The sequence below is a fragment of the Tabrizicola caldifontis genome (assembly GCF_004762095.1).
Taxonomy (GTDB): domain Bacteria; phylum Pseudomonadota; class Alphaproteobacteria; order Rhodobacterales; family Rhodobacteraceae; genus Tabrizicola; species Tabrizicola caldifontis.
This window is the reverse complement of record NZ_SIJH01000032.1, coordinates 1-12,281: the sequence shown is the minus strand read 5'-3', so window position 1 is coordinate 12,281 and position 12,281 is coordinate 1. Positions and strand designations below refer to the sequence as shown.

The following is a 12,281-nucleotide window of genomic DNA, read 5'->3' as shown; positions in this document are numbered from 1 at the left end:
GTTCAAAAGTCCCATGTGGATCACTCCGTTGCCCCCGCCGCTCACCGCTCTGGGGGAAGGTTCACATGGCTCAATTCTCAGTGGAAATTATACGCCTACCCGGCTCAGTTCTGGGTGGAAATCAACATATGCGCGCAAGGTTGCCGAGTGGCGCGCCAGCATGCCGGGGCTCAGGCTGGTCCTCATCATCGGCGATACCGCACCCGAAGACTGTGTCGCGCTGGGCCCCGCCATGGCCGACGTGCCCGACCGGTTCGAGACGCACCCCACCCAGCCCGAGGACATGGCGCTGCTGCATTTCACCTCTGGCACAACGGGCCTGCCGAAGGGCGTCGTGCATGTGCATGAGGCCGTCGTCGCCCATGCCGAGACCGGGCGCCTCGCACTCGACCTGCGGCCGGGCGACATCTACTGGTGCACGGCCGATCCCGGCTGGGTCACGGGAATGAGCTACGGGATCATATCGCCCCTGTGTAACCGCGTGACCATGGTGGTGGACGAGGCCGAATTCGATCTGGACCGCTGGTATTCGATCCTTGAACGGGAAAGGGTGCAGGTCTGGTACACCGCACCCACCGCGATCCGCATGATGATGCGGGCGGGCGACGCGGCTGCCCAGGGGCACGATTTCAGGTCGCTTCGCTTTCTGGCATCGGTGGGTGAACCCCTGAATGCCGAGTGTGTCCTCTGGGGGCAGCGGGTGCTGGGCCTGCCGTTCCACGACAACTGGTGGCAGTCGGAAACCGGCGGCATCATGATCGCCAACACGGCCGACATGGATATCAAGCCCGGTGCGATGGGCAAGCCGCTGCCGGGAGTCGAGGCCGGGATCGTGACGCGCGAGGGCGACAGCGTGATCGAACAGCCCGACGGCAGCATCGGGGAACTGGCGCTGCGACCCGGCTGGCCTTCGATGATGCGGGCCTATCTTGGCCAGCCAGAGCGTTATGCCAAATGCTTCGCGGGGGGCTGGTATCTGACCGGCGATCTCGCGATGCGCGACAGCGACGGATATTACTGGTTCGTCGGTCGGGCCGACGACCTGATCAAGTCCTCGGGCCACCTGATCGGCCCTTTCGAGGTGGAAAGCGCGCTGATCGAACACCCCGCCGTGGCCGAGGCTGCGGTGATCGGCATTCCCGACGAAACCGCGGGCGAGGTGGTCAAGGCCTTCGTGATCCTCAAGGCCGGGTATCAACCCGGCGAGGCGCTGGAACGTGAACTGCGCGGCCACGCGCGCAAGCGACTCGGTCCCGCCGTCGCTCCGCGCGAGATCGTCTTCCGCGACAGCCTGCCGCGGACGCGATCGGGCAAGATCATGCGGCGGCTGCTGCGCGCCCGGGAACTGGGCCTGCCAGAGGGTGACCTGTCCACGCTGGAAGGGGATGCACGATGACCAAGGTCAGGCTCGATCACACCCATGCCCGCGACCTTCTGCGTGGCATGATCCGCATCCGCCGCTTCGAGGAGAAGTGCTACGAACTTTATACCCAGGAAAAGATCCGCGGTTTCCTGCACCTTTACGATGGCGAGGAGGCCGTTGCGGTCGGCGTTGCGGCGGCGCTTGAGCCGCGCGACAGGGTGGTTTCCACCTACCGCGAGCACGGCCATGCGTTGGCGCGCGGCATGAGCATGGAGTCAGCCTTGGCCGAGATGTACGGCAAGGCCACCGGCTGCGCGGGCGGGCGCGGCGGGTCGATGCACCTCTTCGATGCCGAGACCAACCTTTACGGCGGCAATGCCATCGTCGGCGGCGGACTACCGCTGGCGGTGGGCCTTGCGCTGGGCGACCACATGCAGGGCGAAAACCGCGTGACGGTCTGCTTCTTTGGGGATGGGGCGCTGGCAGAGGGCGAGTTTCACGAGTCGATGAACCTTGCCGCGCTGTGGAAACTGCCGGTGCTCTTCGTGCTGGAGAACAACCTTTACGCCATGGGCACGGCCGTCACCCGGGTGCAGGCCAACCCCGACTTCGCCCCCCGCGCCGCCAGCTACGGGATGCCGGCCGAAAGCGTGGACGGCAACGATGTGGTGGCGGTCGAGGCCGCAGCGCGACGGCTGGTCGAGGCGGCGCGGGCGGGCAGCGGCCCGCAGTTCCTGGAATGCCGCACCTACCGCACGCGGCCCCATTCCATGTTCGACGCCGAGAAATACCGCGACAAGGCCGAGGTCGCGGAATGGCGCAAGCGCTCGCCGATCACCCGCTTCCAGTCCTGGCTTCTGGACAACGGGCTGATGCACCCGGAGGAGGTCGAGGCCATCGAGGCCGAGGTCGAGGCGCAGCTCAGGAACGCGGTGGCGGCCTGCGAACAGGCCCCGTGGGAGCCGGTGGAGGATCTGACCCGCCATGTCGTCGCCGAAACCCGGCCCGCGCCGCCCGCGGTGCCGGCGCCTGACCGGATGGTGGACACGACCTACCGCGACTGCTGCCGCGCCGCGATCACCGAGGCCATGCTGCGCGACCCCCGCGTGTTCATGATGGGCGAGGACATCGGCGCCTATGGCGGCTGCTATGCCGTCTCGATGGGGCTGCTCAAGGAATTCGGCCCCGACCGCATCCGCGACACGCCGCTCTCCGAATCCGCCTTTACCGGCGCGGGGATCGGGGCTGCGCTGGTGGGGATGCGGCCGATCGTCGAGATCATGACGGTCAACTTCTCGCTGCTGGCGCTGGACCAGATCCTGAACACCGCCGCCACCATACGCCACATGTCGGGCGGTCAGTTCGGAGTTCCCCTGGTCATTCGCATGGCAACCGGGGCAGGGCGGCAGCTTGCGGCGCAGCATTCGCATTCCCTCGAGGCGTTCTTCGCCCATATTCCGGGTTTGCGCGTTGTTGCCCCTGCCACGCTTGAGGATGCCCGCGGGATGCTGGCCACCGCTCTGGAAGATCCCGACCCGGTGATCGTGCTGGAGCATGTCATGCTCTACAACATGACAGGCCGGATCGCCGCGAATGCTGGCGCAGTGGACATCGATCGTGCCGTGATCCGCCGTTTGGGCCGCGACGTGACGCTGATAGCCTGGAGCTTCAGTCTGTGGAAGGCGCTGGAGGCCGCCGAGGCGCTGGCGAAGGACGGGATCGAGGCCGAGGTGATCGACCTGCGCTCGCTGCGCCCGCTGGATGACGAAACGCTGGTTGCTTCCGTAAGTCGCACCAGGCGGGCAGTGGTTGTGGATGAAGGCTGGCGCACGGGCTCGCTTTCGGCGGAAATCGCCGCGCGCGTGCAGGAGGCCTGCTTCTGGCATCTCGATGCTCCTGTCGCCAGGGTCTGCGCTGCCGAGGTGCCGGTGCCCTACCCGAAACACCTGGAAACTGCCGCCCTGCCGCAGGTGGCCGATATCGTCGCCGCTGTCCGGGCCCTGCCGGGGGTGACGCCATGAGCATCTTTACCATGCCCTCGCTGGGCGCCGACATGGAGGCGGGCAAGCTGGTCGAATGGCTGGTCAAACCCGGCGACCAGGTGAAGAAGGGGGATGTCGTCGCGGTGGTCGAGACCCAGAAAGGAGCCATCGAGATCGAGATCTTCCAGCCGGGGCGAATCGAGGAGCTGATTGCCGAGGTCGGCCAGACCCTGCCTGTCGGCGCGCCGCTTGCCCGGCTGGCTTCGGAGGGCGAGATGGCCCCGTCGCCATCGGCCCCACAGCCACCGGTCGCGCCACAGTCGGCGGCGCCGTCACCCCCGCCCGCCCCGGCGCCGATTGCCCCTGCAGCGCCCTCCGCACCACCCCCAGCATCGTCACCCCCGACGGCCGCGGCCGGGATGGGGCCGGTGCTGGCCTCTCCCGCCGCGCGGGCACGTGCGGTGGAACTTGGCGTGGATCTGGGGGCCATTCCCGGCAGCGGTCCCGGTGGCGCGGTGCTTCTTGCGGATGTGGAGCAGGCCGCCACCCACTTGCCGGCAGAGCCTCCGGCCCCAACGGGCAAGCCCGGCCTTGACATGGCCGAAATGCGCCGCGCCATCGCCACCGCGATGAGCCGCTCGAAACGCGAGATCCCGCATTACTATCTGACGCACGAGATCGACCTGCAGGCCGCGCAGGAGCGGCTGACCGCCGTCAATGCCGATCGCACGCCTGACCGGCGCCTGCTGCTGGGGGCGCTTCTGGTCCGCGCCACGGTCGGGGCGCTGGCAAAGGTGCCCGAACTCAACGGCCGGTTCGAGGCGGACCCCTTCACCCCTGCGGCCGCCGTTCATTGCGGTCTTGCCATCGCCATGCGGGGCGGCGGCCTGATCGCGCCGGCCATACTTGACGCGCAAGCCATGGATGTGGATGCGATCATGGACGCCATGCGGGATCTGGTTGCCCGCACCCGCACCGGTCGGCTGAGGAACAGCGAGATCACCCAGGGCACGATCACCGTCTCTTCATTGGGTGAAACCGGAGTCGATGCACTGACCGGCGTGATCTACCCGCCGCAGGTGGCGCTGGTGGGCTTCGGCACCCCACGCCTGAAACCTGTTGTCCTCGACGGCGCCATTGTCGCGCGCCTTTCCGTGACCGCCACCCTTGCCGCCGACCACCGCATCAGCGACGGACGCCGCGGTGCGCAATTCCTGGGCGAGATCGCCCGCCTCTTGCAGGAGCCCGACATCCCATGACCGATCTGCGCGCAGCCTTTCTGGAAGAACTGACCTCGGTTGCCCCCGATCTGGATGCGGCATCGATAGGCGACGACGATCACCTTCAGGATGACCTCGGGCTTGACTCGATGGATTTCCTGAACCTCGTCAGCGCCTTGCACAAGCGTTTCGGCCTGCCGATCCCGGAGCCCGACTATCCGCGGCTTGCCACCCCCGCCAAGGCAGCCGCCTATCTGGCCGAAAAGCTGGGCGCCCGCCGCTGATCCGCTGCACACCAGCGCGGCCTTCGGTGCCGCGCCGAATTCGGGATTGTCCGACCGGCCAGATCCCTGGTCTTGTTCACCCCTGCCGGTTCGAAGGGGCGTGCCACCTTGCCGTGGCGCAGATCAGCCCGGCAACGGCGCGAGCAGCGGGGTCTTAATATCGCCAAAGCCGGAAAGGTCAGGCCGACTGCCTGCAAGCTATGCCTGGTACGGGCGAAACGGTCCTGGCCTTCAGCCGAATGCAGTCACCCCGTCATGCTAGACGTAAAGCCCGTTCTGGGCGACTTGCCATTGCCAGGGTTATCCCGCCAGAGCGTCAGGCAGATGGGCTGCAAGGTGATCGAATAACAGCCGCACCCGCGCACTTGCCCGCAGATCCTCGTGCATCGCCAGCCAGCAGTCGAGGCGGAAGTCAAACTGCGACTGCAGCACCGGTCGCAGATCGGGACAGGCGCGCGCGATTCCGGCCTGCGCCGCGCCGATCCCCAACCCAGCGCGCAATGCGTTCAGCTGTGCGGCCTCGCGGTCGCAGCGGAAACGCAGCATCCTGCGGTCAAGTCCCGCAGCCGCCATTGCTGCAAGCGGGCCCTCGTCGCGGTCCGGCCCGATCAGCAGGTGTCCGGCCAGGTCCGCAGGGGTCTGTGGCGTGCCATGGGCCGCAAGATAGCGCGCATGGGCGTAAAGCCCGATCCGCACCACGGCGATCCTGCGGGCCACCAGCCCGGACTGTGCAGGCCGCGCCATGCGTACCGCAAGATCGGCCTCGCGCCTGAGAAGATCCTCGTTGCGGTTCGAAAGCACAAGTTCCACCTCAAGCCCGGGATGCGCGGCCAGCAGCGGGCTCAGGACACCCGGAAGGATCTCGGCCCCCACCACCTCGCTGGCCGTCAGACGCACGATGCCGCGGCCGGCATCCAGCGGTGCCGACGCCGTGCGTTCCAGGGCCGCCGCCGCGGCCGCCATCGCCCGCGCCTCAGGCAGCAGATCGCGCCCCAGATCGGTGAGAGACATGCCATGTGGCGCGCGCAGGAACAGTCCGGCCCCGACGGCCCGTTCGAGAAGGTCGATGTGCCGTCCCACGGTCGGCTGAGTCAGGCGCAGGGCGCGCGCTGCGCCCGACAGGCTGCCTTCTTCGGCAACGGCGATGAAGCTGCGCCAGTGGTCCCACTGAACCGGAGTGTTGATCATGCATTTCTCTATAGCTGGTAATTTTCTTTATTCAATTTCAGAATGACTCGGTCGGTCGTATTCCAGTGGCGCCCCCCCAAACACGGAACCCTGACATGACCACGTTTTTCGGCGCCACCGCTGTTCTTGCACTCGCCCTTGGCCTGGCATTCGCCCTTGCCCCCAGTGACGGTTTCGAAACGGAAATCTTCATCGCCGCGCCACCCGAGACCGTCTGGGCCCTGTTGACCGATCCGGTCGAGCACCAGGGCTGGAGCCCGAACATCCATCACGTCGAGGGGCACTTCGTCGAAGGCGACCGGGTCGGGCTGACGATGGGCACGCCGTCGGGCGGAAGGATCACCTTCCACCCCGAAATCCTGGTCGCCGACCCTGGGCGCCAGCTGCGCTGGCTGGGTCGCCTCGGCCTGCCGGGCATTTTCGATGGCGAGCACTATTTCCTGCTGTCGGCTGAGAATGGCGGAACCCTGCTGATTCAGGGTGAACGCTTCCACGGTGTCCTTCTGTGGGTCATGGATGTGCACCAGTTCCGCGAGGCGTTCGAAAGCGCGAATGCAGGATTGAAGGCGCGCGCCGAGACGGTGGCGGGCCAGAGGAAGCAAGGCGCTGGCTGAGGCCGGCTGCCCCTGTGGTCTTTGGGTCTTGCGGTCGGGGCAGGCTGGCCATTTGCCTGCCGGGCCTCGGTTCATCGCTTGCGAAAGCCGGGGGTGGCAGTGCATCACTTCGCTGGCCGGTATCTGGGCCGCTTGCGTGCTCTTGCCCGGAGGGAATGAGTCACCGAAAATCTCGGCTCAGCGTTTCGCTGTCGCACGCTGGCCGAGTGCCACGAGCGCCCTCGTCACAGCGCGATGATCAATCGTTTTCTCTCGCATACGCAGGTCCGGGGACGGCCAGTCCGGGCGCGCAGCTCGTCGTCTAGGCGACCGCCGTCGCCAGACCAGCGGCAATGCGTGGATGTGCGCAACCAACTGACTTGCCTCGCATTTCCTTTCACGCCTTCGTTCGGACGCAACCACGTAGAGTTGCTCGAATGGAGGAAGACATGAAGCGTAACTGCCTGACGCAGAAGGAACTCGCCGACCGCTGGACCATCTCGCACCGCACCCTCGAACGGTGGCGGTGGGCTGGCGAGGGTCCGGCCTACATGAAGCTCGGTGGGCGGGTGGTCTATCGCGTCTGCGATATCGAGGCCTTCGAGCTGGAGGCCATCAAGGCAACCGCGGAGCAGCAGGTCCAGCTCTCTTGACGCCATAGCCGCCCTCCCGTCCGCTGGACGGGCGGCAAATCCCTGATCTGCGACGCATTTCGATTGCGCCACATCACCCCCTCGGCTAGCCTCGCCTCAGGCCCAGTAAATGGGTGCGCATAGTAAACATGCGCATGGCCGAGGCGGGAGCGCGAAATGGAGCGGGAGAGGTCGGAACTGCGCTGGGGCGTCGAGCAGCGTCTCGAGTTCATAGAGTTCCGCCTGTTCTGGGAGGGACATGTGAACCGCAGCGATCTGATGGACCAGTTCGGGGTCTCGGTGAACCAGGCGTCCACCGACCTGAACCGTTACATCGGAATGGCGCCGGACAACATGTTCTATGACAAGAGCGCGCGGACCTATGTCCGCGGCTCCGGCTTCCGGCCGCAGTTCCATGAGCCCGATGCCAGTCGCTACCTCGCCCAGCTGCGGTCGGTCGCCGACGGGATCCTCGACCGCGACGACTCCTGGATCGCCGATCTCCCGCCCTATGCGGCCGCTCCGACGCCCGTGCGTGGCGTCGATCCGGTGACTCTGCGCTCGGTCGTCACCGCCATCCGTAGCGCCGAGGCGATCGAGGTGAAGTATCAGTCCCTGTCCAGCCCGGAGCCGCGCTGGCGCTGGATCGCGCCCCATGCCATCGCATTCGACGGGTTCCGCTGGCACACGCGGGCGTTCTGCCTGACCGATGACTGCTTCAAGGACTTCCTGCTTTCGCGGATCATCGACATCCGCGGATCGCGGGAGAGCGCCACATCGGCCGACGAAGATCGCGACTGGCATTCCGAGGTCACCCTGGAGGTCGGCCCCCACCCTGACCTCTCGGAGACGCAGGCCAAGGTCATCGCGCTCGACTACGGGATGCGGGGCGGCAAGGCGAAGATCAAGGTGAGGCGCGCGCTCCTCTACTATGCGTTGAGACGGCTTGGGCTCGATACGAACCCGGCAGCCCGGAAGCCACAGGATCAGCAGATCATCTTACTCAACCGTGATGAAATTTTGAATAGTGCTCGGCCAAGCGACGAGCAAAGGCGCGCTGTATGAAAGAACGGATTCACGATGAAGACCATGCCGAAAGAATGCCACCGAAGATTTGCGAGGTCTTGGAGTGACTAGGCTCGAAGACATCAGGAATGGAGCGTCGATTGCGGGCGTGGTCCCGAACCAGACAGTTGAAGCGGTTTCGGTCGAATGGATCGGCGATCAGGCGATCAACCTTGTGTACCGGGTGTCCGGCGGCAGCGTTTCGGAGACCACCCTGTATCGTGATGACGAGCACCGGCTCTCTGTCGAGCAACGAGGTCGAGCTTGGTCCTTCGATTCCGACGCGAGTCTTCTGCGGCTGGTCACCGAAGCGAACCGGATCAAGCTCGCGCATTACTTCGATCCGTATCTGGCGATCCACACGAGCCTCGTGGACCCGCTTCCGCATCAGATCACGGCCGTCTACGGCGAAATGCTGCCTCGGCAGCCGCTTCGCTTCCTGCTTGCCGACGATCCGGGAGCCGGCAAGACCATCATGGCGGGCCTCCTGATCAAGGAGCTGATCGCGCGCAGCGATCTCGAACGCTGTCTGGTCGTCGCGCCCGGCAGCCTCGTCGAGCAATGGCAGGACGAGCTGGGAGAGAAGTTTTCGCTCGAGTTCGACATTCTTTCTCGCGACATGATCGAGACCTCGCGTTCGGGCAACGTCTTCAATGACCGCAACCGTCTGATCGCTCGCCTCGATGTTCTCGCGCGGAACGAGGATCTCCAGCAGAAGCTCGCTTCCTCCACGGAATGGGACTTGATTATCTGTGACGAAGCTCACCGCATGTCGGCAAGCTACTTCGGCGGTGACGTCAAATACACCAAGCGATACCAGCTGGGCCAACAGCTCGGCCGAGTCTGCCGCCACCTGCTGCTGATGTCCGCTACGCCACACAACGGCAAGGAGGAGGACTTCCAGCTTTTCATGGCGCTGCTGGATGGCGACCGCTTCGAAGGGCGCTTCCGGGACGGTGTGCATTACGCCGACAGTGCCGACATGATGCGCCGCCTGACTAAGGAAGAACTGCGGAAGTTCGATGGTAGACCGCTGTTCCCGGAACGGCGCGCCTATACCGTCAAATATGAGCTGTCGCCGGAGGAAGCCGGGCTCTACAGCGCCGTCACGGAGTACGTTCGGACGGAAATGAACCGCGTGCAGCGGTTCGCCGAGCAGGACGGCAAGAAACGGAACAATGTCGGCTTCGCGCTTCAGATCCTGCAGCGTCGTCTCGCCTCGTCGCCTGCCGCAATCTACCAGTCCCTTAAGCGCAGACGAGAGAGGCTGGAAGCTGAGCTGGCCGAAGCCAGGCTGGCTCGCAAGGGTGGCCGCGCCGATTTCCACGAGCCGAGCGTCCCGGACGAAGTGCTCAAGAACATCGACGAATACGGCCAGGACGAGGTCGATGAGCTCGAGGATCTGATCTCGACCGGCGCCACGACCGCAGAGACGGTGGAACAGCTCGAGATCGAGGTCCAGACCCTCAAGGGACTGGAGATCATGGCGCTCGACGTCCTTCGCTCGGGCAAGGATACCAAGTGGACCCAGCTCGATCGCATCCTCGACGATGAGCTAATGGTCGACAGCGACGGAAACCGCCGCAAACTGATCATCTTCACCGAGCCCAAGGATACCTTGCACTACCTGCTGGAAAAGGTGTGCGCGCGCCTTGGAAAGCCGGGAGCCGTCGAAGTGATCCATGGTGGCGTCACCCGGGAGGAGAGGCGCAAGGTCGTCGAACGCTTCATGCAGGATCGGGACATGCTGGTCCTGATCGCGAACGATGCCGCTGGCGAAGGCGTGAACCTTCAGCGCGGCCACCTGATGGTCAACTACGACCTGCCCTGGAACCCGAACAAGATCGAGCAACGGTTCGGCCGCATTCACCGGATCGGTCAGACCGAGGTCTGCCATCTATGGAACCTCGTCGCCGCTGATACCCGAGAAGGCGAGGTCTATGCTCGTCTCCTCGAGAAGCTTGAGGCGGCGCGGGAAGCCCTCGGCGGCCGCGTCTACGACGTGCTGGGCGAGCTGTTCGAAGGAACGGCGCTGCGCGATTTGCTGGTGGAAGCCATCCAGTACGGCGAGCAAGAGGACGTGAAGGCGAGGCTGTTTCAGGCGGTTGACGGCGCGGTCGATCAGCAACACCTCCTCCAGCTTCTGGAGCGCCGAGCCCTTACGAACGACACGATGCCCGCCGCCCGCGTGCACGAGCTGCGGATCGAGATGGAGCGGGCCGAGGCGCAGCGTCTCCAGCCGCATCATATCCAGAGCTTCTTCGTCGAGGCGTTCAAGCACCTCGGCGGCCAGATCAAGCGTCGTGAGGAAGGCCGATGGGAAATTACTCACGTCCCGCTCAGCATCCGCGAGCGGGATCGCCAGGTGGGCACCGGCGCGCCGATCCAGAAGAAGTATGAGCGGATCTGCTTCGAGAAGAACAAGATCAACCAGCAACCCGTCGCGGCCTTCGTATGCCCGGGTCATCCGCTGCTGGAGGCGGTGATCAGCCTCGTGCGAGAGCAATACGATCACCTCATGAAGCGCGGGGCGATCCTGGTCGACGACACGGATCCCGGCGAGGAGATCGCCGCAATTTTTCTTCTGGAGCACAGCGTCCAGGACGGTCGCCCCACGGCGACGGGCAAGCCTCACATCGTCTCAGAGCGTCTCCAGTTCGCTGCGATCGACCGGAACGGCGCCGCGACCAACGCCGGCATCGCACCCCACCTGAACCTGCGCCCGGCGCGCCCCGAAGAGATCGCGCGCGTCGAGGATCTGCTGCAGGCCGACTGACCACGAAGGCATCCGCCGCCATGATCGGGCGCACGGGCGCTTCCAGCAGGGTGAGGATCGCCACGCCGTCGACGAGGTCATGCGACAGCACCTCGACCCGCCGCCCGGCGTTCGCACCGGTCGACCATTCGACCAGCCCGAAGGCGAACCAGCCCACGGCGAAGGCGCCAAGGCCAGAAGCGGTGAAAGCCCGGTCCCGCAGCAAATCAATCACCGCGCCGGTGCCCTTGAAGGCCAGGGCATCCAGGTTCACGCCGCAGCGCGCATCGCCCAGCGCGGCATCGCAGCTGGCCTGAAACGTCCGCCCGACCGTCTGGCCGAGGACATGGGCCAGCGACCGAACCTCGGCGACGAAGGCCAGCCGCCCGCGCCGGATCTGGCCGATGGCGCCTCGGCGCAACAGCACGCGTTGCGCGGGGCTGGCCCAGTTCACCCGCCAGACCTCGACAACTGCGGCGTCCCAGCGGCCATCGAGGATGTCGGTCTCGGTGATCCGGTCGGAGGAGAGCACACCTTGCGCATCCTGTGCGTCCACGGACAGGTCGGAGCCGGATCGGACCTCGGACGCCGTCAGCCCGCTTTCCGGTTCGAACTCGGTGCCGTCGAACGACAGCGTCCGGTCGTGGTCCGTGAAGCCGAAGGTCACGCCGTCCGCCCGGGTGATGCGCCAGCACCAGGACAGTGTGGTGGTGCCCTCGTCCAGATGGGCCTGCAGCGCGGGCGGGAGGGACTTCATGGCCTGTCTCCCCGCGCTGCGGCTGCACAGAGGGCGGCGATCAGGATGCCGATGGCCCGGCCCACGATCATGCCTGCGAGAAACTCAATCATCGCCGCGGAACCCGCGTTCGATGCGGTCCCGCAGGCCGATCAGGCCGAGGCCGAGGGCGATCAGCGCGGCCGGAGAGTCATCGCCCGAACCGGACAGGAGCGTGATCAGTCGTAGGCGGCGAGGTCGGCGCGGAAGAGCCGGAAGGCTTCGCGGATCCCCGCATCGAGATCGGCGGGCATGCCGCGGGGCATCCGCGCCGGATCGGGCGGACCTGCCGCGGCGGTGTGGCCGATGCCGAAAGTCCAGACGTCCTTCACGTCGAGATAGGGTCCGGGCACGATTCCCTCGTGCCGGACGAGGGCCAAGAGGCCCCGGTCTGTCATGTGCATTGGATTACCTGAGGAGCGAG

The 12,281-nt window shown here is 65.8% G+C and carries 9 protein-coding genes and 2 pseudogenes; 8 read left to right on the top strand and 3 right to left on the bottom strand.

What is annotated here, in order from left to right; all coding sequences use genetic code 11:
* The first annotated feature begins 160 nt into the window (after positions 1-160).
* Genes EYB42_RS16800 through EYB42_RS16785 form a run of 4 tightly spaced genes read left to right on the top strand, consistent with a single transcriptional unit; the run spans position 161 to position 4,849 of the window.
* On the top strand, positions 161-1,396 hold the full coding sequence (locus EYB42_RS16800; protein WP_240784243.1) for an AMP-binding protein: 1,236 nt from the start codon (positions 161-163) through the stop codon (positions 1,394-1,396).
* Complete coding sequence (gene pdhA, locus EYB42_RS16795) at positions 1,393-3,384, top strand: pyruvate dehydrogenase (acetyl-transferring) E1 component subunit alpha (RefSeq protein WP_135451231.1); 1,992 nt, start codon at positions 1,393-1,395, stop codon at positions 3,382-3,384. The genes EYB42_RS16800 and pdhA overlap by 4 nt, the downstream gene beginning before the upstream one ends.
* Positions 3,381-4,604, top strand: a complete 1,224-nt coding sequence (locus EYB42_RS16790; protein WP_135451230.1) for a dihydrolipoamide acetyltransferase family protein — start codon at positions 3,381-3,383, stop codon at positions 4,602-4,604. Before pdhA ends, EYB42_RS16790 begins: the two co-directional genes overlap by 4 nt.
* Complete coding sequence (locus EYB42_RS16785) at positions 4,601-4,849, top strand: acyl carrier protein (RefSeq protein ID WP_135451229.1); 249 nt, start codon at positions 4,601-4,603, stop codon at positions 4,847-4,849. Before EYB42_RS16790 ends, EYB42_RS16785 begins: the two co-directional genes overlap by 4 nt.
* A gap of 300 nt (positions 4,850-5,149) precedes the next feature.
* Here EYB42_RS16785 and EYB42_RS16780 read toward each other — a convergent pair whose 3' ends face one another.
* A complete protein-coding gene (locus EYB42_RS16780) occupies positions 5,150-6,037 on the bottom strand; it encodes a LysR family transcriptional regulator (RefSeq protein ID WP_135451228.1) in 888 nt (295 codons plus the stop codon).
* 95 nt (positions 6,038-6,132) lie between these two features.
* Here EYB42_RS16780 and EYB42_RS16775 point away from each other — a divergent pair, with 95 nt between their 5' ends.
* The 4 genes from EYB42_RS16775 to EYB42_RS16760 all read left to right on the top strand — a co-directional run bounded on the left by EYB42_RS16775 (position 6,133) and on the right by EYB42_RS16760 (position 11,103).
* Positions 6,133-6,651, top strand: coding sequence for an SRPBCC domain-containing protein (locus EYB42_RS16775; protein WP_135451227.1), 519 nt, complete (start codon positions 6,133-6,135; stop codon positions 6,649-6,651).
* Between the two features lie 428 nt (positions 6,652-7,079).
* Positions 7,080-7,283, top strand: a complete 204-nt coding sequence (locus EYB42_RS16770; RefSeq protein ID WP_135451226.1) for a helix-turn-helix transcriptional regulator — start codon at positions 7,080-7,082, stop codon at positions 7,281-7,283.
* Between the two features lie 156 nt (positions 7,284-7,439).
* Positions 7,440-8,327 carry a WYL domain-containing protein gene (locus EYB42_RS16765; RefSeq protein ID WP_135451225.1) on the top strand — a complete coding sequence of 296 codons (888 nt, stop codon included), beginning with the start codon at positions 7,440-7,442 and terminating at the stop codon, positions 8,325-8,327.
* Between the two features lie 64 nt (positions 8,328-8,391).
* Positions 8,392-11,103: a DEAD/DEAH box helicase gene (locus EYB42_RS16760; protein ID WP_240784242.1), complete on the top strand. Its 2,712-nt coding sequence runs from the start codon at positions 8,392-8,394 to the stop codon at positions 11,101-11,103.
* Here EYB42_RS16760 and EYB42_RS16755 read toward each other — a convergent pair.
* Positions 11,072-11,839: pseudogene (locus EYB42_RS16755) on the bottom strand (DUF2163 domain-containing protein); the annotation flags it as partial. The gene EYB42_RS16760 and the pseudogene EYB42_RS16755 overlap by 32 nt on opposite strands.
* A gap of 197 nt (positions 11,840-12,036) precedes the next feature.
* Positions 12,037-12,281 (bottom strand): annotated as a pseudogene (locus EYB42_RS16750) (lysozyme); the annotation flags it as partial.